We start from the raw sequence: 22,867 nt of genomic DNA on the forward strand, positions 1-22,867 counted from the left end.
ACCGGCGCCCCGTCAGCCGCCCGCCAGGGGACGGACGGTGAGGATCTGCTCCGCGCGGCCGACCGGGCCGGCCGCGTCGTGGAGGACGGTGCTGGTGAGGCCGTGCCCGGCCGGGCCGAAGCTCACGGTGGTGTCCAGACCGGTCCAGCGGCCCTCGGGGCGGCGGTGCAGATGGACGGTCAGATCCATGTTCGGGTACATCCACGCGGTGGGCGGCTGCTGTACGGCGATGCCGTTGGCGGTGTCCACCAGGGCGAGGAAGGACGCCGTCGCACTGCTGGGCTCGCCGGCGACCAGCTCCACCGGGCTGCTGATCCAGGCGGCGGCGCGCCCGGCCGGTGCGGACTCCCGGCGGCGGACCTCGATCGAGGACACGTAGCCGCCGTCCCACAGGTCGGTCATCGCCCACGGGGTGAACTCCTCGGGCGGGGCGAGCCGCTCCTCGGGGCTGTCCGCGACCGCCGCGGTGTCGAGGGACGCGAGGAGCCAGGCCCGGGCCCGGACCACCGGGCGGTCCGCGATCACCACGACCGCCTCCAGCAGCTCCACCGTGCGGCCCGGCCGGACGGTCTCCACCGTGATCTCGCACTCGTCGAGCGCGATCCGGCCGAGGATGTCGTAGCTGATCCGGGCGAGCGCCAGGCCGGTGGCCGGCCGCCCCGCCAGATACCCGTCGATCGCGTGGACGACCAGGCCGGCCAGCGGGCTGAAGTGCTGCTCGTCGGTGCTCCAGGCGCCCCCGGCGTGGGCCGTCGGCTTGAAGCGGCGCTCGCCCGTGCGCTGGTAGTAGCTCTCGGGCGAGGTGGTGCGGGCGGTCAACGAAACTCCTCGGAAGGGGGGAACACGGGCCGGCCCGCGCGCTCAGGATGGTAAGGGGTCGAACCGACCGCTGTAACGGGTGACGCTGCCCACACCCGGCACGGCCGGGGCTCGCACGGTCACCCGGCGCGCCCGCGCAGCATCGCGTCCAGCGAGTCGACGATCCAGTCCCAGGACTCCTGCGGGTCGACCGGGGTGTGAGCGAAGCCGCCGGCCGCCTCCAGGGTCACGTAGCCGTGGAAGACGCTGCCGAGCATCCGCACGGCGTGCGTCTGGGCCGGCTCGTCCAGCCGGTAGCCGCGCAGGATCGCCCGGGTCATCTGGGCGTGCCGGACGCCCGCGCTCGCCGCCGCCGTCTCCGGGTCGAGCCGCAGCTGCGCCGCGGCGTACCGGCCCGGGTGGCGGCGGGCGTAGTCGCGGTAGGCGTCGGCGAAGGCGGCCAGCGCGTCCCGGCCCGCGCGGCCGGCCAGCGCGTCGGCGACCTCGTCGGCCAGCTCCTCCAGGGCGAGCAGCGCGATCCTCGTCCGGAGGTCCTGCGAGTTCTTCACGTGCGCGTACAGGCTGGCGGTCTTGACGTCGAACCGCCGGGCCAGCGCCGTGACCGTCACCTGGTCGAAGCCGGCCTCGTCGGCGAGCTCCGCGCCCGCCCGGACCAGTCGCTCCGTCGTCAGCCCCACGCGAACCATATCCGCACTCCCATCGTCCGAACTCGATTATGCGTTTGCCTAATAGTGTTAGGCAAATTAGCCTGCGAGTCATGAAGCCACTGACCGATTCCGAGATCCGCGCCGCCTTCGTGAACTGCACCAAGGGCGAGGCGAAGCGCATGTACGTCCCGCGGGATCTCGCCGAGCAGCCCTGGGAGGACCTGGACTTCCTGGGCTGGCGCGACCCGCAGGCCCCCGACCGCGCGCACCTGGTCGCCGAGGTGGACGGCCGCCCGCACGGCGTGGTGCTGCGCTGCCCGGCCGCCGCGGCCTGGAGCACCCGGCGCAGCATCTGCTCGCTGTGCATCACCACCCACACCGGCGGCGTCTCGCTGATGGTCGCGCCCAGGGCCGGCGCGGCCGGCCGCCAGGGCAACTCGGTGGGCACCTACATCTGCAGCGACCTCGCCTGCTCGCTCTACGTGCGCGGCCGGCGGGACCTCGGCCCGGGCGCCCGGATGCCGGAGTCGCTCACCCTGGAGGAGAAGATCAGGCGGCTCGCCGGGAACGTCGCGGAGTTCGTCGCCAAGGTCGCCGCCTGACCGCGGCGGAGCACCCTAGGGTGCCGGGCCGGAGCCTTCCGGGCGCTCGGCCGAGGAGGGGAGGGCCTGCTCGGCCCAGATGATCTTTCCGCGGGGGAAGTACCGGGTGCCCCAGTGCGTGGTCAGCTGGGCCACCAGGAACAGGCCGCGGCCGCCCTCGTCGGTGGTCGCCGCGTACCGCAGGTGCGGGGCGGTGCTGCTGCCGTCGGACACCTCGCAGATCAGCGCGCGGTCGCGCAGCAGCCGCACCCGGGCCGGCGGAGTGCCGTAGCGGATCGCGTTGGTGGCGAGTTCGCTGAGGATCAGCTCGGTGCCGAACACCAGGTCGCCGAGATCCCACTTCTCGAGCGCGGCCGCCGCCCAGGTCCGCAGCTCGGCGACGGCCTCGGGCTCGAACGGGATCTCCCGTTCGACGATGTTCTCGGGGTCGATCACCCGGGTGCGGGCGATCAGCAGGGCCACGTCGTCCTGCGGGCGGGCCGGCAGCAGGGCCTCGATCACGGCCTGGCAGTTCTCCTCCGGCTCCCGCCGCCGGCCGGCGAGGGCGTCCCGCAGCAGGTCCAGGCCGACGTCGAAGTCCCGCGCGCGGTCCTCGATCAGCCCGTCCGTGTAGAGGACGATCTGCGTCCCCTCCGGCAGGTGTATCTCCGCGGTCTCGAACGGCGCACCGCCCGTCCCCAGCGGCGGCCCCACCGGGAGGTCGGGGAAGTCGACGCTGCCGTCGGGCCGGACGAGCACGGGCGCCGGATGCCCGGCCAGGCCGACCGTGCAGAGCTGCGAGACCGGGTCGTAGATCGCGTACAGGCAGGTGGCGCCGGAGACGCCCGTCCCGGTGGCGCCGTCGCTCTCCTCCTGGTCGATCCGGTCGACCAGCTCGTCGAGGTGCGCGAGCAGCTCGTCCGGCGGGATGTCGAGGGCCGAGAAGTTGTGGACGGCGGTGCGGAGCCGGCCCATGGTGGCCGCGGCGTGCAGCCCGTGGCCGACCACGTCGCCCACCACCACGGCGACCCGGCTGCCGGGCAGCGGGATCACGTCGAACCAGTCGCCGCTGACCCCGGACTGCGCCGGCAGGTAGCGGTGCGCGACCTCCAGGGCACTCTGCTCCGGCAGGGCGCGCGGCAGCAGGCTGCGCTGCAGGGTCACGGCCATCGCGTGCTCGCGGGTGTAGCGGCGCGCGTTGTCGATGCTGACCGCGGCCCGGGCCACCAGCTCCTCGGCCAGCGACAGGTCCTCGTCGTCGAACGGCTCGGGCTTCTGCGACCGCCAGAAGTTCGCCACGCCCAGGATGATGCCGCGGGCCGACAGCGGCGTGGTGATCAGCGAGTGCACGCCGTGGTCGACGATGCGACCTGTCCACTGCGGGTCCTGGGCCCGCCAGCCGTCCGCGGTGGACAGGTCGGGCACCACCTGGGACAGCCCGCTGTCGAATCCCTGCGCCATCGGGGTCGACGGGACGAAGGTGATCAGCTTGCCCCGCGGGTAGAACGGGTGCTCCTCCTCGATGCCGCCGACCGCGACCCGGCGCAGCTCCATGCCGCCGCCGGTGGGCTCGTTGCCCTGCAGCACCGGGTCGGCGAGGTCGACGGTGACGAAGTCCGCGAGGCCCGGGACGGCGACCCGCACCAGCTCCTCGGCCGTGTGCACGACGTCGAGCGTCGAACCGATGCCGGTGCCGGCCTCGTAGAGCATGGCGAGGCGCCTGCCGGCCGCCTCCGCCTTGCCGGACACCGCCAGCAGCTCGGTGGAGTCGCGGATCGTCGCGACCCAGCCCATGCCGCCGCTGTGCGGATCGGTCGGCCGCTGGTTCACCACCAGCAGCCGCCCGCCGGCCCGGTGCACCTCGTCGGCCGCCACCCGGCCGGACAGCAGCAGCTCGGAGGTCTCCGGGTCGAGGCCCTCCAGGTCGCCCACCTGCCGGCCCTCGGCGTCGGCGGGCAGCCCCAGCAGCTCCTTCGCCTCGTCGTTGGCGAGCACGAGCCGCCCGTCCTGCCCGACGATGACCACGCCCTCGCGCACCGCGTGCAGGACGGCGTCGTGGTGCTCGTACATGCGCGTCATCTCGGCCGGGCCGAGGCCGTGGGTCTGGCGCTTCAGCCGGCGCGTGGCCAGCGCGGTGCCGGTGGTGGCCAGGGCGAGGGCGGCCGCGCCGGTGGCGAGGATGACCGGCAGCTGCCGGTTGCCGGCCGAGGTGACGTTCTTGACCTTGAGCCCGGCCGACACCAGGCCGACCACCTGCCCGTCGGCGTTCTTCACCGGCACGACCGCCTGCACCTCGTGGCCGAGCGGGCCGTGCACGCTCTCGGTGTAGATCTGGCCGGCCAGCGACGGCTCGATCGTGCCGACGAAGCGCTTCCCGATCCGGTCCGGCAGCGGGTGCGTGTAGCGGATCCCGTGGGTGTCCATGACGACGATGAAGTCCACACCGGCGTCCTTGCGGGCCGCCTCCGTCAGCGGCTGCAGCACCGAGGTGGGAGAGGACGACTTCAGGGTGTCCACCAGGCCGGGGGCGTGCGCGAACGCCTCCGCGACCGCCACCGACCGGTTGCGGGCCTCCTTGTCGCTGGCGCTCCGCGACTCCAGGACCAGGGCCAGGATCGCCCCCAGCACGAGGAGGACCACCACCGCCACCTGCAGGGCGAAGACCTGACCGGCAAGGCTCCGGGGACTCCTCGCTCTCCGTGAGTGCTTGGAGGTGCCCTGGGTACGGTCGGCGTGTTCGACCATGCGTCCTTTCTAGCACCGAGCCGGGGGCGACCACGAAGAGTCGCGGTCGGCGAGCCGGGCCCGCCCCGGTGGCGGGCCCGGCCCCGACCGCCGGGTCAGGCCGCGAGCACCGCCGCGGGCGCGGGAGCGCCCCGGTGCAGCCAGGCCCGCTCGGCGGCCGACCACGCCGTGGTGGTCAGCAGGTAGATCCCGGCCGCGAGCGGCACGAAGGCCGCGAACAGCACCGTGCCGAACGACAGGTACGGCAGCAGCCCGGCACCCGGCGTCCCGGCCGAGGTGGCGCGCCGGGCCCGGCGGAAGCCCATCCAGCAGACGGCGCCGATCGCCGCGTACAGGGCGCCGAGGACGAGGAACTGCCCGGCGGTGTGCGCCTCGCGCAGGTGCAGGCCCAGCGGCACCCCGGCGAGGGTGTGGCCGAGCAGGTCGTTCGGGGTGGTGAACAGCCGGTACATCACCGAGAAGAACGGGATCTGCGCCAGCATCGGCAGGAACCCGGCGAACGGCGACGCCTTCTCCTCCCGGTACAGCTCGGAGAGCGCGGCCTGGAGCTTCTCCGGCCGGCCCTTGTGCCTGCGGTTCAGCTCGGCGACCCGCGGGGCGAGCCGCAGCCGGGTCTTCTCACCGCGGGCGGCCGCCCGGGCGAGCGGGTGCAGCGCCAGCCGGACGACGGCGGTGAACAGCACGACGGCCAGGGCCGTCGGCACCACGCCGGCGAGCGCCGAGACGGCGTCGTGGGCGAGGCGGACGGCAGGGTCGAGCACAGCGAAAACGGACATGACGGGTGAGCCCTCCGGGTCTCAGGTGAATGAGGTGCGACGGAAGGCGGCCGTGCGGGAAGGACTTACGCGGCCGCCGGGGCCGCGCCGGGAGCCCTGGGGCGGCGGCGGCCGCGGGCGTCCGGATCACGCTGGGGGAGGAAGGCTGTGCCGTGGGCCCGGCGCCGCAGCACACCGTCGCGGACGGCGGCCGGGGCACGCGCCCCGAGCAGGCGGGCGGCCGCCAGGGCGCCGGCGACCGCGCCGGCGATCAGGACGGCGGCCGCGGTGGCCGCGACCGCGGTCAGCACCGACGGGCTGAGCGGCAGCTCACCGGCCAACAGGCGGAGCAGACCGAGGAGCAGGGCTACCAGGGGCACCGCGGACCTCCTCCGCTCGGCTGACGGGACATCGAGCCGATGGTACGTGGCCGCCGCACCGACCGGTAGCGCCGACGACCCTGACCCGGCCCTGACCCGACCCTGAGACCGGGGCCCGCGCCCGGCCCGCCCCGAGCGCCACGGCAGCGTGTGAGGATGACCCGCGAGCCACGGGGCGGCCCGCCCCTGGCCGCCGGACGGAAGACGACGTGAAGCCCGCACCGCGTCCCCTGCTCCTGCCGGACGGACGGCCCGCTGCCGAGGCGTGGACGCTCGACCCGGCGATGAGGCACCTCAACCACGGCTCCTTCGGCGCGGTGCCGCTCGCCGCCCAGCGCTAGCAGCAGCGACTCCGCGAGGAGATGGAGCGGGCACCGGTGGTCTGGTTCCCTGCGCTGGCGGGCCGGGTGGCGGCCGCCCGGGCCGCCGTCGCCGAGTTCCTGCGCGTACCGCCCGGCGACCTCGCCCTGGTGCCCAACGCCAGCGCCGGGGCCAGCGTCGTGTACGGCAGCCTGCCGCACCGGCCCGGCGCCGAGGTGGTGGTCACCGACCACGGCTACGGCGCGGTCACCATGGGCGCCGAACGGCTGGCCCGCCGCTGGGGAGGCGCCCTCCGCACCGCGCGGGTGCCGTTGGACGCCGGCCCGGAGGAGGCCGCCGCGGCGGTGCTCGCCGAGGTCACCGACCGGACGGGCCTGATCGTGCTGGACCACATCACCTCCGCGACCGCCCGCTGGATGCCGGTCGCGGCGGTCGGCTCCGCCGCACGGGAGCGGGGCGTCCCACTGCTGCTCGACGGGGCGCACGTGCCCGGCCTGGCCGAGGACCCGCTGGCCGGGCTGGACTTCGACGTGTGGGTGGGCAACCTGCACAAGTTCGGCTGCGCGCCGCGGGGCGCCGCGGCTCTGGTCGCCCGCTCCGCGCTGCGGCACGAGCTGCACCCGCTGATCGACTCCTGGGCCGCCCGGGAGCCCTTCCCGGAGCGCTTCGACACCCAGGGCACCGTCGACGCCACCGGCTACCTGGCGGCGCCCGCCGCGCTCGACCTCGTCGAGCGCACCTGGGGGTGGAAGGCCGCCCGCGACTACCTGGGCGAGCTGGCCGACCACGCCGAGCGGATCGTCGGCGAGGCCTTCGCCGGCATCACCGGGGAGAGCGCCGCGGTGGACGTCGGGATGCCGCTGAGCGCCCTTCGCCTGGTCCGCCTGCCGGACGGCCTGGCACCCGACCGGCTCGCCGCCGACGCGCTGCGCGACCGCGTCGCGGCCGAGCTGGGCGTCGAGGCGGCCTTCACCAGCTTCGGCGGCACCGGCTACCTGCGGCTCTCCACGCACGTCTACAACACGTCCGCGGACTACGAGTACTTCGCCGAACGCTGCGTGCCGGTGCTCGCCGGGTGGGCCAGGGGCTGACCTCCGCGACCGCCGCGGCCCGGCGCACCGGGCCGGGCCGGCCCGGCGGGCGGGCGGCTGGTCGAGGTCTCCGAGTGGGAGACGTCCGAGCGGAGGGAGATCCTCGACGACACGGCGACCCGGGTCGGCGAGTACCACAAGGCGCCGAGGACCCACCGGGCCCGCCGTCAGTCGGCGGTACGGCCGTAGTAGGACGCGTACCAGGCGGAGTCGGTGTCCGGGTTGCGCAGCTCCGCCCAGAACAGGTCGTCCGGTACGGGCGGGAGGGACGGGTGGCCGAGGTCGGCGTGCAGCTCGTCCCGCCACCCGGCGCTCAGCCGGGAACGTTCCGCGGCGAGCTGCTCGACAGCCCGGTGGGGCCGCCCGCCGAGCACGTTCACCACGTGCTGCGCCACGCGCTGCCGGTCGGCGTCCCAATGCGCCTCCGCCTGCCGGATCAGCGCGCGCAGCCGCAGGCCGAGCGGACCGTCCGGATCGACCGGGGCGCTCCCGCCGCGGTCCGCGGCGTGCGGCGCGTGCTCGCGCAGCCAGGCGTCGATGCGGTCCCAGGAGTGTTCGACCACCTCGGCTGTCATGGAGCCACCCCAGGGAGGGGGAACGACACCAAGCCCGGGCCCGGTGGCGCACCGCCGCCGTCTACCAGGTCCACGTGCGCGGCTTCGCCGACGGCCACGGCAACGGCGAACTCCCGCCCAACGAGCGGCAGTCCTACCGGCTCGACCGCGGCGTCGACGGCTATTGCACCGCCGTTCGGCTGCGCCGCTGCGCCGTCGCCCCCTGCCGGAGACGCTCGGCCGGCTCCCGTCGCAGCCCGGGGTGCTCTCCTTCACCCGCGACGGTCCCTTCGTCTGCACCGTCAACTTCTCGGCCCGGTCCCGCCCGTGTTGCCCCCGGCAGACCGGGTCGCGGGCGACACGTGGTTGGATGAGCGCGTGGGGGAGATCACGACGGCCGCAGTGGCCGTGGTCGGGACGCTGCTCGGAGCCGGGCTGACGTCCTTCTGGCAGTTCAGGCTGGCGGACCGGGCCGAACGCAGCGGCCGCGACGGTTTCATCAGGTCCCAGCGGGTCGAGGCGTACAGCGGCTTCGCGGCCGCGATGGCCGAGCTCTCGCGGGCCCAGCTGAACCGCTGGCACGGGCGGCGCGACGAGCCCGGGCAGGACCCCGAGTCCGCCCGCGCACTCGTCTTCCAGTGCCGCTCGACCGCCCGGCAGGCCCTCTTCCGGGTGCTGCTCGTCGCCGGGCGCGACCAGGTGAAGGCCGCCGCCCGCGCCGCCTTCGACTCGCACTGGCCGATCGGCGACGCCCGGGACGAGGCGGAGTCCGCACAGCTGAGTACCGCCTGCAGGCAGGCCGTCGAGGAGTTCGTCGCGGCGGCCGCCGGGGAGATCGCCTGAGCGGACGGCCGACCACGGCCGTCCCGCAATCCGACCAAAGCCGACCATCCGGCGCCTCCGGGCGGCGACCGCCCCTCTGGCCATGACCCGCCGTCACCGGCGCCGATCGGGCCTGGCGCTCCGCAGCGTGACCGGACCGGCCGCGCGGCCGCGCCCCGCTTCTCGCCGGACACGGGGCCCGGGGGACTCGGCGTCCCGGAGCCGGCACCGTTTGTGACCCACCGTCATCGCCCGCCACGGCGGCGCGGATCCGCAGCGTCACCGCACGTGCCAACAGACCCGACCAGCACCGAACGCGCCGGCGGCGCGGACCGTCCGACCGGGCCCGCACTCGAGATGCCGCACCGGGAGGAGCGCGGGACGATCGAAGAAACGGGGGCGGAACACGGCCGCACCCCGGCGGGCGGCACCCGGCGGTCCTCCTCGACCGCTCCACGACGCCCCGCACCGACAACTCCACTCAACCGGACGCCGTTCTCCGCGTCCGGCCACCGCCCGTCCGCCCGTCCGCCCGTCCGTCCATCCGTCAGCCCGTCCGCATGTCCGACGCGGCGGAAGCGCCGTCGTGTCCGCCGTCCGCACCGGCCCCGATCCATCGGACGTCCCGTACGAGCCCCCCGAGCCCCACGAACACGAGCCCTCCCACGAAGGGGTGGGAATTCATGAACGCCTTCGAAGTCCACGTCGCGCGCGCCGACCGCGCGGCCGCCAAACGCCTCACCGGCACCACCTCGCCCTACACCATCGAAGTCGAGTTCCTCGGCGGACTGACCGACTCGCAGAAGAGCGCCTTCAAGGCCGCCGCCGACCGCTGGGTCCGCGTGATCGTCGGAGACCTGCCGGACGTCGCCGTCGGCGACCGGATCGTCGACGACCTCCTGATCCGCGCCCAGGGCCGGGTCATCGACGGCCCCGGACACATCCTCGGCCAGGCCGGACCCACCCAACTGCGCCCCGGCCCGGGGCGCTCGGAATTCCTGCCCGCCGCCGGCCTGATGTCCTTCGACCAGGACGACCTCGCCGCGATGGAGGCCAACGGCACGCTCATCGACGTGATCACCCACGAGATGGGCCACGTCATCGGCATCGGCACCATCTGGAAGCTCAAGGGCCTGCTGCGCGGCAGCGGAACCCGCAACCCGACCTTCACCGGCCTCGGCGCCTCGTCCGAGTACGCCGTCCTCGTGGGCGACCCCGAACCCCGGCGCGTCCCGGTCGAGAACACCGGCGGCCCCGGCACCCGGGACGGCCACTGGCGCGAGACCGTCTTCGCCGACGAACTCATGACCGGCTTCGTCGGCCACGCCGGCAACCCCCTCAGCCGGATGACCGCGGCCAGCCTCCAGGACCTCGGGTACGAGGTCGACCTCGACGCCGCCGACCCCTACGTCCTCCCCAACCACCTCGAACTCGCCGAGCGCGGCGAGATGCGCGCCCACATCGCGCCCATCGACGTCGGCGTCATGCTGCCCACCATCCCCGACACGCTGCCCGCCGACAGCCTCCAGATCGCCTGAGGCGCACCCGCCATGGCGGACAACGACCGACCGCGCCCGAGGGAACAGCCCTACACCGTCCGGCGTCCCGAGGTCTCCGTCCTCGGCAGCCAGTCCGTGGTCCCCAGGGACAACGTGGTGCGCCCCCCGCCCAACCGCTTCACCCACACGCTCGACGCCGACCAGCCCTACTGGTACGACCACCACCGGCCCGAGGGGCCGCCCGACGGCATCCTGCCCGCCGGAACCGCCCTCGCCCTCCTCGTCGAGGCCGACCGGTACTGCGGCGTCGTCACCCCCAGCGGCCTCTACATCGCCGTCCACCGCACCCATCTCCAGGCCCTTCCCCACCCGCCCCAACCCCCACCGCCCGGCCCCACACCGAGCGAGGACGACGACGCCTGAAGCACACCCGCCGCCCCGACGAGCCCCCCACGGCCCCGGGGCGGCGACCGCTCAGACCGATCGTCATACGGAGCCCCAAGCCGCGCCCTCCACCGCAGGACTCCACCCGCCCAGGCGGCCCGTTCTGCGGCGTCCGCCGGCGACCCCGCCGACCCGGCGGGCCACCACCACCGTGCGGCTGCACCGTGACGCCCGCCTGGAGCTGCACCGCCGCGGTGCCCAGGACCGTCCCCACGCCGACCCCGCGGACTACCTCGCCCACCTTCACGCCACCTACCGGGGCGGACCGCTCCACGAGCAGATTTGACGAATGGTCGGATCGTTGCGTCGAAGCCGTCGGCGGTCCGGAAGCGGCGCCGGGTGACGGGCAGCTCCACGGCCACCCATTCCCGGCCGGTGATGGTCGCCGCGGTGTCGATCGTGTCGCCGCCGCGTCCCCAGGTGGGCAGGTCAACAGGGGGCGGTGGCGAGGGCTTCGATGTCGGGGACCAGGGCGGCAGGCGTGGGGAGGGCGTCGTTCTCGGCCCGGAGGATGGCAGCGGCCGTTCGGAGGGCCGGGTCGGCGAGGAGCCGGGCGAGCAGCTCGGAGTCGACGTCCCGGGAGTCACTGCGCAGGGCGGCGCCGGTGGCGGCGAGGGTGTCGGCGACGATGAAGTTGTCTGCGCCTTGGGGGAGAAGGAGTTGCGGGATGCCGGCCTGCACGGCGGTGAGCGAGCTGCCTGCACCGCCGTGGTGGACCACCGCGTCGCAGACGCGCAGCAGTTCGGCCAGTGGTACCCACGGCAGCGCCCGTACATTGGCCGGAAGGCTGCCGAGGCCGCTGAGATCTGCGTCACCGAGGGCGAGCAGGAACTCGGCATCGACCGCTGCGGCCGCCTCGATGAGCTGGGTGATCGCCTGCAGGCCGTCGAGCCGGGTGATGACCGTGCCCAGGGTCACGGCGACCTGCGGCCGGGGCCCGCGACGCAACAGGTCGGCGGGTATGCTGCCGCCGCCGTTGTAGGGGATGCAGCGCATCCGCAAGCCGCCCGGGTCACCGCCGAGGGAGGCCGGGACGATGTTCAGGGGGGTGGACCGGGCCGGGGCGGGCACGCCGTGTCGCTCGTAGAGGTCGGTGACGTGGCCCGCGAGTCGCGCGGCCATGTCGAGGCCGGAGGAGAGACCGAAGTTCTGCAGTGCCGCCGGGATCTTGAGCTGGGCGGCCACCAGCTGCGCCGCGGCCATGCAGGAGTCGTGGACCAGGAGGTCGGCCTCCCATGCGCGGGCGATCTCCAGCAGGTCGTCGACCGTGGAGCGCGAGGCGTGTGCGAAGGCGGCGGCGGCCATGTCGAGGATCTGGTCCTGGGTCAGGTCGGGCTTGGCGTAGCTCGTGCCCTCCTCGCCGCTGACGGCTTCGAACGATTCGCGCAGTGGCCTGCCGTCACCGATCCCGATCACCGGGAAGCCCGCCATGCCGAGCTGTTCCATCGGCTTCGGGACGGCGATCAGCACGTCGTGTCCCGCGGCCCGCAGGGCCTGCGCGGTCGGCACCATCGGGAACAGGTGGCTCGGCGCTGCCGGGCCGGTGAAGAGTACGCGCACGGATTCTCCCGGGGGTTGGTCGATGGGGCCTTCCGGGGCCGGACCCACGGGCGCCGCCGTACGCTGCGTGTGGCGTGGGCCCGGGGCACGCGACCTCCGCCCTGGCCAACTGACGGGCCATCAGCACATGTTCCCGCCACCGTCGATAATCGGACATCGCGTGGATTGCCGATTGCCGATTGTCTCGCCGTCCGGCGGAGTCGCCCCTCGGCCCCGGTGGCCGGCCCCCGGGGCCGCTGTCTTAGCGGGATGTTAGATCTGCGGGCGCGCCCTTGTCGCGGTACGGCCGGGGGCAGCACGCTCGGGGCACCCACCCCCGCCCCCACGGGCCCTTCCCGCGGAGCCGTCATGTCCCCGTCCCGTGTCATCCCTCCGTCGCCGCAGCCCGCCAGCGGCGGCGCGCGGCGTCTCGCCCTGATCGGCGGATCGCTCGGCAATCTCGTCGAGTGGTACGACTGGTTCGTCTACGCCAGCTTCGCGATCTACTTCGCCGACTCCTTCTTCCCCGGCGGCAACCCGACCACCAAGCTGATGAACACCGCCGGGATCTTCGCGGTCGGGTTCCTGATGCGGCCGGTCGGCGGCTGGGTGCTGGGCCGCGCCGCCGACCGGCACGGCCGCAAGAGCGCGCTCACCCTGACCGTCACCATGATGTCGGTGGCCGCCCTGCTGATCGCCGTGGCCCCGACCTACGACCGGGCCGGCTACCTCGGCGCGGTCGTGCTGCTGCTGGCCCGGCTGCTGCAGGGCATGAGCATCGGCGGCGAGTACGCCGCCAGCGCCACCTTCCTGACCGAGGCGTCCGCCCGCAACCGGCGCGGCCTCGGATCGTCCCTGCAGTACGTGTCGATGACCTGCGGTCAGCTGCTCGGCCTCGGCATCCTGATCGGCCTGCAGCACACCCTGACGACCGCCGAACTCAAGAGCTGGGGCTGGCGGATCCCGTTCGTGGTGGGCGCGCTCTTCGCCCTGGTGGTGTTCTGGCTGCGCCGCCGCCTGCAGGAGACCGAGGCGTTCACCGCAGAGGCCGGCGCCGGCGGCCGCGGCACGGACACCCGGGGCACCGTGCGCGCCCTGTGGGCGCACCGCCGGCAGGCCGTCATGGTGATGGCCCTCACGCTCGGCGGCACCGTCGCCTACTACACCTACACCACCTACCTGACGAAGTACCTGATCGGCAGCGCGGGCATGGCGAAGAACACCGCGACCCTGGTCAGCTTCACCGCGCTCGCCGTCTTCGCCGCCCTGCAGCCGCTGGCCGGCCTGCTCTCCGACCGGATCGGCCGCCGACCGCTGCTCATCACCTTCGCGGTCGGCTGCACCCTCGGCACCTACCCGATCATGACCGCCCTCGGCTCTGCGTCCTCGTACTGGCCGGCGCTCGGACTGTCCCTGCTCGCCCTGGTCGTCGTCACCGGCTACACCTCGATCAACGCCGCCGTGAAGGCCGAACTCTTCCCGACCCGGATCCGGGCCCTCGGCGTCGCCGTGCCGTACGCGATCGCCAACGCCCTCTTCGGCGGCACCGCGGAGTACGTGGCGCTCTGGTTCAAGAACGCCGGGCACGAGAAGGCGTTCTTCTGGTACGTCTCCGCCTGCGCCCTGGTCTCCCTGATCGCCTACGTCCTGATGCCCGACACCCGCGGCGTCGCCCTGACCCCCGGCGAGGAGCGGACCGCTCCGGACCGCGCCGCGGCACCGGCCGTCCGCTGACGGTCGCTCACGTCCGCTGAGAGCCGCTCACGTCCGCTCACGGCACCGAGCTCCGACGGCCACCGCGAGCCCCGCTACCCGGGGGCTTCCGGTGGCTGCCGCCGCAGGTCAGGATGGTCGCCGCGGCCACCCGTGGCCGCCACGCCGAGGGGGACACGCCGATGCACGCACTGCTCGTCGAGGACGACGACCGGATGGCCCGCGCCCTGGGCACCGCCCTCGCCCAGCGCGGCCACACCACCCGCCGGGTCGGGCGCGCCCTGGACGCCCTGCGGCTCGTCCACGAGGCCGAGTTCGTCCTGCTCGACCTGGGCCTGCCCGACCTGGACGGCCTCGACCTGCTGCGCCGGCTGCGCGCGGTCTGCGATGCGCCGCTGATCGTCGTCACCGCCCGCTGCGAGGAACGCGACATCGTGCAGGGCCTGCGCGCCGGCGCCGACGACTACGTCGTGAAACCGTTCCGGATGGCCGAACTGATGGCCAGGATCGACACCGTTCGCCGCCGCACCGACCGGCCCGGCACCCCGACCGAGCCCGCCGGTCCGCGGATCGCCGTCGGCGACGTCGCCGTCGACCTCGCCGCCCGCACGGTCGTGGTCGCCGGCCTGCCCGTACACCTGACACGCCGCGAGTTCGACGTCCTCGCGTACCTCGCCGGCCGCCGCACCCAGGTCCACTCCCGGGAGGAGATCCTCGACCGGATCTGGGGCGACGCCTTCCTCGCCGCCTCCCGCTCGCTGGACGTGCACGTCGCCGGCATCCGCGCCAAGACCGGCCGCCCCCACCTGGTCCGCACCGTCCGCGGCTTCGGCTACCAACTCGGCACCGCGGATCCGCTCGGCACCGCGGACCCGCTGGGTACCGCCGAGCAACCCCGCACCGCCGACCCCCTGGGCGGCGCGGGCCGGGAGGACGGCTCCGCATGAGACGCCGACTCCTCACCGTCCTGACCGCCCTGATGGCCGTCGCCACCCTGCTGCTCGCGCTCCCGCTCGCCGACGCCTACGCCCGCGGCCGCACCGAACACCTGCTGCTGCAACGCCGCGCAGACGCCGTCCGGTTCGCCGAACTCGCCGACCGCGTCCGCACCGACGCCGACCGCGCCGAACTCGCCGCCGAGACCACCCGCTACGCCGAGCTCTACCGGGCCGGGGTGGACGTGGTCGACGCGGCCGGCCGCACCGTCGGCCGCTCCGGACCGGCCGACGACGGCCCCGCCGCCGCCGAGGCCCGCGGCCGCGCCCTCACCGGCCGCTCCACCGACCGGCTGCCCACCGTCCGGCCCTGGGGCCCGGGCACCGTCGTCCTCGCCGAACCCGTCGGCCACGACGAGCGGGTCAGCGGGGCGGTGCTGCTCACCGTCCCCACCGACGCCGCCCGCCACGACGTGCTGCTGCGCTGGGCGCTCATCGCGGCGGGTGCCCTCGCCGCCTTCGCCGCCGCCGCGCTCGTCGCCGCCGGGACCGCCCGCTGGCTGCTGCGCCCGGTCGGCGACCTCGACCGCGCCGTGGAACAGCTCGCCGCCGGCAGCCTGCGGGCCCGCGCCGCCCTCGACGCCGGGCCGCCCGAACTGCGGCGTCTGCGACGCAACTTCAACACCATGGCGGAGGCCGTCGCCGACGCGCTGACCCGCCAGCGCGCGTTCGTCGCCGACGCCTCCCACCAACTGCGCAATCCGCTGGCCACCCTGGTGCTGCAGCTGGAGAACGTGGAGCCGCACCTGCCGCCGGGCCCCGGCCGGCAGGAGCACACCCGGGCCCTGGACGAGGCCGAGCGCCTCGGCGAACTGCTGGACGGCCTGCTCGCCCTGGCCCGGGTCGAGGCCGCGACTGCGCACCCGGTGGAGCAGGACCTGTCGGCGGCGGTGGCCGCGCGGGTGGCCGCCTGGGAGCCGGTGTTCGCGGCCGCCGGCCTGCACCTGACCGCGGACACCGCACCCGGCCTGCGGGTGCGCGCGGTGCCGGACGCGACCGGCCGCATCCTCGACGCCGTGCTCGACAACGCCGCCAAGTTCGTCCCGGCCGGCGGCCGGGTCACCGTCCTCGCGGCTCGGGGCACCGGGGAGGAGACCGGAGCGGACAGCGTGACGATCGAGGTCACCGACACCGGGCCGGGCGTCCCGGCCGACCAACTGCCCTTGCTGGTACGGCGCTTCACCCGCGCGCCGGAGCACCAGAACCTGCCCGGCAGCGGACTCGGCCTGGCCATCGCCGACGAGATCGCCCGGATGAGCGGCGGCCGGCTGAGGGTGCGGCCGGCCGAACCGCACGGCCTGGCCGTGGACTTCCGGCTCCCGGCCGCCCCGCGGACTCAGCCGTAGTCGGGCGGCTCCGGCATCGGTCCGACCACGTCAGCCGTAGACCGACCGGTAGTAGGCGGTCGCCCCCGGGTGCAGCGGCACCGCCCCCGTGGAGACGGCGAAGCGGGGCTCCAGCCGCGCCCCGGCGGTCACCTCGCGCAGCAGGTCCCGCCAGGCGTCGAAGACCGTACGCAGCACCGCGCACACCGCGTCCGCCGGCACGTCGGTGCGGGCCAGCAGGTAGTTGCCGACGCCGACGGTGCCGACCGGCTCCCGCAGCCCGTAGACCCCGGCGGGGAACTCGGCCGCGGTGTAGACGGGCCCGTAGCGGGCGCGGAGCACCCCCGCCGGCCCGTCCAGCGCGAGCACACGCAGCGGCAGCTCGCGGGCGAGCTCCGCGACGGCCGGGGTCGGCACCCCGCCGGACCAGAACAGCGCGTCCACCCGACCCGCGCACAGGGCGGCCACGGACTCGCCGAGCGCGAGCGGGACTTCGGCCACCCGCCCGGCGCCCCCGGTCAGCGACGCGGTCTCCAGCAGCCGCCGCGCGACGACCTGCACGCCGGAGCCGTCCGCGCCGACCGCCACGCGCCGCCCGGCGAGGTCGGCGACCGTGCGCACCGGCCCGTCAGCGGGGGCGAGCAGATGGGTGTAGTTGACGTAGATGCGGGCCAGTGCGGCCACCGGCAGCGGGCGGCCGAAGGAGTTCCGGCCGCGGACGGCGTCCTCGGCGGTGTCCGCCATGGCCAGCGCCAGTTCGACCGACCCGTCGTCGAGTCGGTGCAGGTTGTCCACGCTCGCGGCGGTCGCCAGCGGCACCACCGCCGGTGCGTGCCCCTGCGTCGCCGCGGCCAGGGCCCGCCCGAACGCGTTGTACGGCCCGCCCTCCGGCCCTGTCGCCAACCGCAGCCGCTGCACCGGCTCCCGGCCCGCCCCGCACCCGGCCAGCCCGGCCGCACCCCAGCCGAGCGCGGCCCCCAGCACCACCCGGCGTCCCAGCACCACCCGGCGTCCCGGGCCCGGCCGCGGCGGCGCCGCGGGGGAGTGGGAGATCATCGGGCCGGCCATGCCGGGAAGGGTAGACCGCCGCACCCCCGCTCCGAAACCGTACATGCGGCGGGACCTGAGGAGCCGGCGGTCACCACGCACCCGGTGACGACCCGTCACGGCCCCTTGACGGGCGGCTCCCGCCAGGACAGGGTATGGCCCGGTCCGGGCGCGGTCGGACGGCGCGACCTCCCCTCCCTCGGGGAGCCTCCACCAGCCATCGCCCACTCCGGGAGAGCCATTCCGTGTCCGGACTCCTCCACCGCCTCGCCGCCTGCGCGGCGGGCACGGCCCTGGCCGTCGCCGGCCCGTTCGCCTCAGGCGCCGCCCACGCCGACACACCGGACGCCGCCAACCTCGCCACCAACCCGGGCTTCGAGATCCCCGCACTGCCGCTCGACGACTGGGGCGCGATCCCCGGCTGGCAGTGCACCGTCGGCGAGGCCGCCCTCGGCAGCACGGCCCGCAGCGGCACCTCCGCCCTGGCCGTCACCCCGGCGGGCGACGACTCCACCGGCCGCTGCGAGCAGATCCTCGCCGTCCGCCCCGGCACCACCTACACGGTCTCCGCCTGGGTGCGCGGCGCCTACGTCTTCCTCGGCGCCGAAGGCACCGGCCACGACGTCGCACCCGCCTGGACCCCGGACACCGGCGGCGCATGGCAGCAGCTCACCACCTCCTTCACCACCGGCGCGGCGACCACCGCCGTCCGCCTCTACCTGCACAGCTGGTACGGCCAGGGCGCCTACGCCGCCGACGACGTCCGGGTGGACGGCCCCGCCCCCGCCCCCGCACGCGCCCTGTGGAACGTCCCCACCACCGACCCCGTCGTCTTCGTCACCGTGGACGACGGCTGGCAGCGCACACCCGAGGCCGCCGCCCTCCTCGCCGACCGGAAGCTGCCCGTCACCGCCTTCCCGCTGCCGATGCCGCTCGGCTTCGACCCCGACTGGTTCCGGCAGGTGACGGCCGCACCCGGCTCCTCGATCCAGACCCACAGCGTCTCGCACCGCGACCTCACCACCCTGAGCGCCGAGGAACAGCAGGCCGAGATCTGCGGCAGCCGCGACGCCGTGCTGCGCCGCACCGGCACCACGCCGAAGATCTTCCGCCCGCCCTACCTCGCCTGGAACGCCGACACCCTGCAGGCGGCCGCCAACTGCGGCATGACGACCGTGATGACCGCCACCGCCGACTTCAGCTGGGGCGCGTCCAACGTCTACCACGGCGGGCCGCTGCGCCCCGGCGACGTCGTCCTGCTGCACTTCACCGACACCCTCGCCACCGACCTGGCCCGGGTGCTCGCCGCCGCCGACGCGGCCGGACTGCGCCCCGCAGGGCTCGCGGACTACCTCCCCTGACCCCGGGTGTCCGGGGCCGCCGATCGGGGAACAGCTCCTCCCTGCAGGGTCGTTGCAGCGGGCCGCTGCGGGGAGGGCGCCGGGCGTGGTCACCGAGCTGTACGTCGCACTGGTCTCGCTGGCGGGCCTCGCCGTTCTGGCGCTCCTGGCCGTGGCGGCCGTGACGGAGATCCGGCACGGCACGGCCTGGTCCGCCGCCGCGGAGTCCGCACACCCGCCCGCTGCGTGGCGGTGCACCCACCGCGGGCTCCCGGCGGCCGCCCCCGGTACGTCCTGGAGTTCACCGGGCCGGACGGACCGACCACCACCCGGGACGACCTACAGGTGCGGCAGCCCGTCCGCGAGGGCGACGAGGTCACCCTGGCCCACCCGCCCGGTAGGCCGGCGGACCTGGTCGTCCTGCCGCCCGACCTCGGCCTCCGCTCGGCACTGCGCGGGGCAAGGACGGGCCTGCTCTTCGGCACGCTGGTGGTGCTGGTGACGGCGGCCGTCGCGGCTTTCGGCGTCGAGCTCATCCGGGAGGTCGTCTCCGGTCACGTCGACCCGGACCTACTGCCCTGACGTCAGTTCTTGGCAGCGAGCTCGGCGATCTGGTCGGCCAGCAGCCCGTACGAGCTCTGCGCGGCGGCGACCTCGCCGAGCCGGGCGCCCCCGGTGGGAGCACTCTTCACACAGGTCGCGGCACGGACGGATCGGCGGACGCACAGGGGCAATTCCTTCGGCTCACGGCTCACGGCTGACGGGATGATCGGGTGTCAGCTTGTCGGCCCGCTCCGACAGCCGTACAGGGCGGGCCCGTCCGCCCTCGCCGGGCCCGTCCCGACAACTCCCCGCCCGCGACGCCTGGAGCGCCCCCATCGTTGGCTGAATCAGACGGGTCCACCGGACCCGGGTCGCCGCTCCCGTCAGCCGCGCGTCCAGTCCGTCGTGCGCGACCGACGGAGTGCGCTCAGCGCAGTGATCTTCTTCGTGCCCGGCCAACGACGCCACGCCCCGGGGGTGACCGGCCGTTGCTCCACCCGGCCGTCGCGCGCTAGTCCCCGAGGGACAGCACGGTCGCCTCGGCCGCGCCCCTGGGGGTGTCGTAGTGCACGGTGTCACCGGGCCCTCGGCCGATCAGCGCCCGGCCCAGCGGGCTGTCGAAGGTCACCGCCGTCCGCTCCGCCTCGTCGGCGACCTCGGTGACCTGCACCGTCTCCGTCGTGCCGTCCGAGAATCGCAGGGTGACGGTGCTCCCCACCCCGACCGCGTCGGTGCGCGGATCTCCCGCTGCGGACGCCTCCCGCAGCCGCAGGGTGATGTCCGAGATGCGGGTGTCCAGTCGCGTCACGTCCGAGGCGCGCTGGAGCTCGTCGGCCTGGTCGGCCTGGTCGCCGGGCGAATCCGGGTCCCGCAGCGTGGCCGCGACCCGGTCGCGTTCGGCCCGCAGATCGGCGAGTTCCTGCTCCAGCGCGCCGCGCTCCTCCGCGCTGATCGGTTCCGGTTCGCCGTTCATCGCTGCTCCCGTGGTGTCGGCGGCCCGGCAGGGCCTCGGGGCTCTCCTCCATGGCGCTCGGGGCGATCACAGGCCGCACCGGAAATGCTAGTCGCAGGCCGTCCGCCGTGCCGCGCAAGGGATTTCGCCGACTGCGCGGAGTACGCGGAGTACGTCGTGCCTCACCGACGGTGGTCGCGCGGCCGTCGGTGTCAACCGGTGACGATGCCGGTGCCGAGATTGATGGTGGTGGCGGGAATGCTGGTTCCGAACGCGTAGGACAGCAGGCAGTGCCGCAGGACGACCGCCCGCACCCGCGACGTCGTCACGCTGGTGTCGGACACCTGGTAGGTCATGCCGAGGTTGTAGCTGAAGTAGAAGAAATCCCGGTACGACGGCGGGTCGTCCGAGTTGAAGTCGATGCCGGCCGAGCAGCAGCAGGACGATACCCGCGAGTCCGCACAGGGCGGCCACCACGACGAGGCATTCCTCGAGGACGGGCGGGAAGCGCCGGGCGTTGTGGCGGGTGGCCGCCGCGTCCATGGGCCACAGCACGAGCGTGTCGGAGGTCGACGAGCTCGCCGAGCGGGCGCGGGCCGCGGGCGCCGAGATCGTCCAGCCGCCGAAGGACATGTTCCACGGCGACCGCACCGTCATCGTCAAGGACCCGTCCGGCCACCTGTGGGTCTTCCTCGCCCACCTGGAGGACGTGTCCGAGGACGAACTCCTGCGCCGCCTCTCAGTCTGAGACCGGAGGGGGAGCGCTCTGACGGTCCGTTCGGACGGTGGGCCGGCGGTGGCGGTAGGAGGAGACGGTGACGGCCGCGAGGAGCGGGCCCCAGGTGACCAGCGGCAGATAGAGGAGGCCGGCGACGGTCCTCCCGGTGGCGGTCAGATCGGGGTGGGGGAGGGCCCACCAGAAGGCGAACGGGGTCCACAGGACGGTCAGCGCGAGTGCTCCCGCCGCCGCTGCGGCCGTGGCCGCCCGCACCGGGACCAGGCGGCCGCCGAGCAGCGGGAGCCACCGCGGAAGCGCCTCGCCCCACGGCCGGACCAGCCCGATGGTGAGCAGCGCGAGCACCTCGCCCGCCGCACTGAGGCCGACCACGTACCCGGCACCCCACCCAGTGACCCCCAGGGCCCGGTAGCCCGCCTCGGTGTACCCGGCAGGGTGGCCGGTCGCCAGCAGGAGACGCCAGAGTCCGGACGGCAGAACGAGGAACGGCACCAGGTGGGCGACCCGTACCGCCCAGCGGCTCGGGGCACGGACGGCGGTGTCCGGCTGAGTGATGGTCATACCCATCATCGTCGCGGCGCACGAGTGACGTGGCGTCAGTCGCGGGAACCAGCCCTGCGGCCTGCTTCGGGAGGACACCGGCCAGCGCTCTCGGCCCGGAGGCGGAGGGTGCATTCCTCCCTGCGGGCCAGTGCCGCCGCCCGGACAACGCCTCGTTGAGGAAGCCCGGGCCCGCCAGGGTGCCCCCGTCGACGAGGACTGGAGCAGGCGCGGGCGGCCGCGGCACACGCTGACGGCGACGGAGCACGGCCGTGCCCGGCGGCAGCGCGGTGGGGGAAACCGGTCGCGGTGGCGTCGGGCCGTCCGGGATGCTCGGCTCGTGCTTGTGGAATTCGACGGGGTCACCCCGGTGCCGCGGTTGATGCTGATCAGTGAGTTCCGGCTCCGCTCCGACTTCCACGTCGAACTGGACAGGCCGGCGTTCGTCGCGGAGGGCGACCGGCTCTCCATCGAGGACGGCCACCTCGTGGTGACCGGCCCGACCGGCGAGCGACGTACGTACGGTCATGGCAACAGCCACTGGATCTGCGGCCGGTGGACCGCAAGTCAACCGTCCGGCGCGGCCGAGGGCCGGCCCCCTGCCCTGCCGATGTGAGGAACGCCGCCACCGGCGGCGCCGGGGTTCCGGCCCCATACACCCGTCCCGGGGCGTGGCGCCGCCGCGCGACCGGCCCGCGCCGGGCGTCGGCGGACCCGTCCGATCGGCGCCCGGCTGCCGGAGGTCCTGGCGGCGCGCCGGGCCGCGGTGGCGGAGGGGCGGACCGCAAACAGGCTGCCGTGTGGTATAGACATCGGGCGTTGGTCCAGTCCATTATGGTGTGTATGCAGAGGGCCAATGGAGGCCCGCCCCCACTGCCGCTCCGCCAGGAGAGACGCCCTCTGTCGCGCCGCCCTCCGGGTCCCCACCCGCTGTCGGCGCACCACCCCGCTCAATGAGGAGCGACCATGCCCACCCAGCACGCCGACCCGGCCCGCGCAGGCACTGCGCTCTACCTGCGCTGCTACCCCTACGACGAGTGGCAGATGGTGCTTCACCTCCATGCCCTGGAGGCGCACGCCGAACGTCTCGGCCTCGGCGTGCCCGAGGTCCACCTCGACAACGGGGTCTCCTGCCGGATCGTCCGGCCGCGCCTGCGGCGGCTGCTCGCCCGGGTCGCGGTCGGTGCCGTCGACACCGTCCTGGTCCCCGGTCGCTGGGTCTTCTCGCTGGACGACCGGACCGCCGACGCTGTCGTCGACCACATCCGCTCCTACGGCGCCGAGGTCGTCGAGCTGCCGTCCGGCTGGAGGGCCGAGCAGCCCGAAGCAGCCTGAACGTCGCCCGTCGTCCTGGGCGACAGCCGCCCAAAGCCCTTGCCTCACCGACTCCGTTGGGAAATCCGCAAACCGGGCCGGGGATCAGGCTGCCAGGTCGAGGGCGGCGAGATGTGAGGTGCGGGTCTTGCCGAGGGGTGTGCC

Annotated in this window: 23 protein-coding genes and 2 pseudogenes; 14 read left to right on the forward strand and 11 right to left on the reverse strand. The window is 74.7% G+C overall.

The window, feature by feature from the left end; genetic code table 11:
• Positions 1 to 12: 12 nt before the first annotated feature.
• Both AB0P35_RS33680 and AB0P35_RS33685 read right to left on the reverse strand, forming a co-directional pair.
• Positions 13 to 819: a thioesterase family protein gene (locus AB0P35_RS33680; RefSeq protein WP_095875701.1), complete on the reverse strand. Its 807-nt coding sequence runs from the start codon at positions 817 to 819 to the stop codon at positions 13 to 15.
• Positions 820 to 938: 119 nt separating this feature from the next.
• Complete coding sequence (locus AB0P35_RS33685) at positions 939 to 1,505, reverse strand: TetR/AcrR family transcriptional regulator (RefSeq protein WP_095875700.1); 567 nt, start codon at positions 1,503 to 1,505, stop codon at positions 939 to 941.
• A gap of 71 nt (positions 1,506 to 1,576) precedes the next feature.
• Here AB0P35_RS33685 and AB0P35_RS33690 point away from each other — a divergent pair, with 71 nt between their 5' ends.
• Positions 1,577 to 2,068, forward strand: coding sequence for an FBP domain-containing protein (locus tag AB0P35_RS33690; RefSeq protein WP_095875699.1), 492 nt, complete (start codon positions 1,577 to 1,579; stop codon positions 2,066 to 2,068).
• A gap of 15 nt (positions 2,069 to 2,083) precedes the next feature.
• Here AB0P35_RS33690 and AB0P35_RS33695 read toward each other — a convergent pair whose 3' ends face one another.
• The 3 genes from AB0P35_RS33695 to AB0P35_RS33705 form a co-directional block, all read right to left on the reverse strand.
• Complete coding sequence (locus tag AB0P35_RS33695) at positions 2,084 to 4,792, reverse strand: SpoIIE family protein phosphatase (RefSeq protein WP_363518494.1); 2,709 nt, start codon at positions 4,790 to 4,792, stop codon at positions 2,084 to 2,086.
• Between the two features lie 95 nt (positions 4,793 to 4,887).
• On the reverse strand, positions 4,888 to 5,568 hold the full coding sequence (locus AB0P35_RS33700; protein WP_363518496.1) for a YidC/Oxa1 family membrane protein insertase: 681 nt from the start codon (positions 5,566 to 5,568) through the stop codon (positions 4,888 to 4,890).
• Positions 5,569 to 5,633: 65 nt separating this feature from the next.
• Positions 5,634 to 5,927, reverse strand: a complete 294-nt coding sequence (locus AB0P35_RS33705; protein WP_363518498.1) for a DUF6412 domain-containing protein — start codon at positions 5,925 to 5,927, stop codon at positions 5,634 to 5,636.
• 284 nt (positions 5,928 to 6,211) lie between these two features.
• Here AB0P35_RS33705 and AB0P35_RS33710 point away from each other — a divergent pair.
• Positions 6,212 to 7,339 (forward strand): annotated as a pseudogene (locus AB0P35_RS33710) (aminotransferase class V-fold PLP-dependent enzyme).
• 167 nt (positions 7,340 to 7,506) lie between these two features.
• Here the strand turns inward: AB0P35_RS33710 and AB0P35_RS33715 are convergent.
• Entirely contained in the window at positions 7,507 to 7,914 is a 408-nt protein-coding gene (locus tag AB0P35_RS33715) for a hypothetical protein (protein ID WP_363518500.1), read from the reverse strand.
• A gap of 357 nt (positions 7,915 to 8,271) precedes the next feature.
• Here AB0P35_RS33715 and AB0P35_RS33720 point away from each other — a divergent pair, with 357 nt between their 5' ends.
• From AB0P35_RS33720 to AB0P35_RS33735, 4 genes are all read left to right on the forward strand, one after another.
• Positions 8,272 to 8,736, forward strand: coding sequence for a hypothetical protein (locus AB0P35_RS33720; protein ID WP_363518502.1), 465 nt, complete (start codon positions 8,272 to 8,274; stop codon positions 8,734 to 8,736).
• Positions 8,737 to 9,398: 662 nt separating this feature from the next.
• On the forward strand, positions 9,399 to 10,253 hold the full coding sequence (locus AB0P35_RS33725) for a leishmanolysin-related zinc metalloendopeptidase (protein ID WP_363518504.1): 855 nt from the start codon (positions 9,399 to 9,401) through the stop codon (positions 10,251 to 10,253).
• 12 nt (positions 10,254 to 10,265) lie between these two features.
• The gene (locus AB0P35_RS33730; RefSeq protein WP_095875693.1) at positions 10,266 to 10,637 is read left to right on the forward strand and encodes a hypothetical protein; all 372 of its coding nucleotides are present in this window, start codon (positions 10,266 to 10,268) and stop codon (positions 10,635 to 10,637) included.
• Positions 10,638 to 10,809: 172 nt separating this feature from the next.
• Positions 10,810 to 10,944 carry a hypothetical protein gene (locus AB0P35_RS33735; protein ID WP_257019348.1) on the forward strand — a complete coding sequence of 45 codons (135 nt, stop codon included), beginning with the start codon at positions 10,810 to 10,812 and terminating at the stop codon, positions 10,942 to 10,944.
• A gap of 143 nt (positions 10,945 to 11,087) precedes the next feature.
• Here the strand turns inward: AB0P35_RS33735 and AB0P35_RS33740 are convergent, their stop codons facing one another.
• Positions 11,088 to 12,218 (reverse strand): nucleotide disphospho-sugar-binding domain-containing protein, encoded by a 1,131-nt coding sequence (locus AB0P35_RS33740; RefSeq protein WP_363518507.1) that lies wholly within the window; start codon positions 12,216 to 12,218, stop codon positions 11,088 to 11,090.
• 348 nt (positions 12,219 to 12,566) lie between these two features.
• Here AB0P35_RS33740 and AB0P35_RS33745 point away from each other — a divergent pair, with 348 nt between their 5' ends.
• The 3 genes from AB0P35_RS33745 to AB0P35_RS33755 all read left to right on the forward strand — a co-directional run bounded on the left by AB0P35_RS33745 (position 12,567) and on the right by AB0P35_RS33755 (position 16,251).
• Complete coding sequence (locus AB0P35_RS33745) at positions 12,567 to 13,931, forward strand: MFS transporter (protein ID WP_363518509.1); 1,365 nt, start codon at positions 12,567 to 12,569, stop codon at positions 13,929 to 13,931.
• A 161-nt stretch (positions 13,932 to 14,092) separates the two neighbouring features.
• Positions 14,093 to 14,857, forward strand: a complete 765-nt coding sequence (locus AB0P35_RS33750) for a response regulator transcription factor (RefSeq protein WP_363518511.1) — start codon at positions 14,093 to 14,095, stop codon at positions 14,855 to 14,857.
• A complete protein-coding gene (locus tag AB0P35_RS33755; RefSeq protein ID WP_363518513.1) occupies positions 14,854 to 16,251 on the forward strand; it encodes a HAMP domain-containing sensor histidine kinase in 1,398 nt (465 codons plus the stop codon). Before AB0P35_RS33750 ends, AB0P35_RS33755 begins: the two co-directional genes overlap by 4 nt.
• Positions 16,252 to 16,281: 30 nt before the next feature.
• Here AB0P35_RS33755 and AB0P35_RS33760 read toward each other — a convergent pair whose 3' ends face one another.
• Positions 16,282 to 17,298 carry a TAXI family TRAP transporter solute-binding subunit gene (locus AB0P35_RS33760; protein ID WP_363518515.1) on the reverse strand — a complete coding sequence of 339 codons (1,017 nt, stop codon included), beginning with the start codon at positions 17,296 to 17,298 and terminating at the stop codon, positions 16,282 to 16,284.
• A gap of 224 nt (positions 17,299 to 17,522) precedes the next feature.
• Here AB0P35_RS33760 and AB0P35_RS33765 point away from each other — a divergent pair, with 224 nt between their 5' ends.
• Both AB0P35_RS33765 and AB0P35_RS33770 read left to right on the forward strand, forming a co-directional pair.
• Entirely contained in the window at positions 17,523 to 18,638 is a 1,116-nt protein-coding gene (locus tag AB0P35_RS33765) for a polysaccharide deacetylase family protein (RefSeq protein ID WP_363518517.1), read from the forward strand.
• A 225-nt stretch (positions 18,639 to 18,863) separates the two neighbouring features.
• The gene (locus AB0P35_RS33770; RefSeq protein ID WP_363518519.1) at positions 18,864 to 19,199 is read left to right on the forward strand and encodes a hypothetical protein; all 336 of its coding nucleotides are present in this window, start codon (positions 18,864 to 18,866) and stop codon (positions 19,197 to 19,199) included.
• A 472-nt stretch (positions 19,200 to 19,671) separates the two neighbouring features.
• Here the strand turns inward: AB0P35_RS33770 and AB0P35_RS33775 are convergent, their stop codons facing one another.
• Together AB0P35_RS33775 and AB0P35_RS33780 are read right to left on the reverse strand one after the other, a co-directional pair.
• A complete protein-coding gene (locus tag AB0P35_RS33775; protein ID WP_363518521.1) occupies positions 19,672 to 20,133 on the reverse strand; it encodes a GreA/GreB family elongation factor in 462 nt (153 codons plus the stop codon).
• 191 nt (positions 20,134 to 20,324) lie between these two features.
• Positions 20,325 to 20,670, reverse strand: a pseudogene (locus AB0P35_RS33780) (DUF1345 domain-containing protein); the annotation flags it as partial.
• Between the two features lies 1 nt (position 20,671).
• Here AB0P35_RS33780 and AB0P35_RS33785 point away from each other — a divergent pair.
• Positions 20,672 to 20,860: a VOC family protein gene (locus AB0P35_RS33785; protein ID WP_363518523.1), complete on the forward strand. Its 189-nt coding sequence runs from the start codon at positions 20,672 to 20,674 to the stop codon at positions 20,858 to 20,860.
• On the opposite strand, the gene AB0P35_RS33790 is transcribed toward AB0P35_RS33785, so the two are convergent.
• Positions 20,852 to 21,409, reverse strand: coding sequence for a hypothetical protein (locus tag AB0P35_RS33790; RefSeq protein WP_363518525.1), 558 nt, complete (start codon positions 21,407 to 21,409; stop codon positions 20,852 to 20,854). The two genes, AB0P35_RS33785 and AB0P35_RS33790, sit on opposite strands and share 9 nt — an antisense overlap.
• A gap of 319 nt (positions 21,410 to 21,728) precedes the next feature.
• On the opposite strand from AB0P35_RS33790, the gene AB0P35_RS33795 reads away from it, so the two are divergent.
• Both AB0P35_RS33795 and AB0P35_RS33800 read left to right on the forward strand, forming a co-directional pair.
• Positions 21,729 to 22,004, forward strand: coding sequence for a hypothetical protein (locus AB0P35_RS33795; protein WP_363518527.1), 276 nt, complete (start codon positions 21,729 to 21,731; stop codon positions 22,002 to 22,004).
• A gap of 350 nt (positions 22,005 to 22,354) precedes the next feature.
• Positions 22,355 to 22,723, forward strand: a complete 369-nt coding sequence (locus AB0P35_RS33800; RefSeq protein WP_363518529.1) for a hypothetical protein — start codon at positions 22,355 to 22,357, stop codon at positions 22,721 to 22,723.
• The last annotated feature ends 144 nt before the right edge of the window (positions 22,724 to 22,867 follow it).

Source organism: Kitasatospora sp. NPDC085879 (genome assembly GCF_040686255.1).
Lineage (GTDB): Bacteria > Actinomycetota > Actinomycetes > Streptomycetales > Streptomycetaceae > Kitasatospora.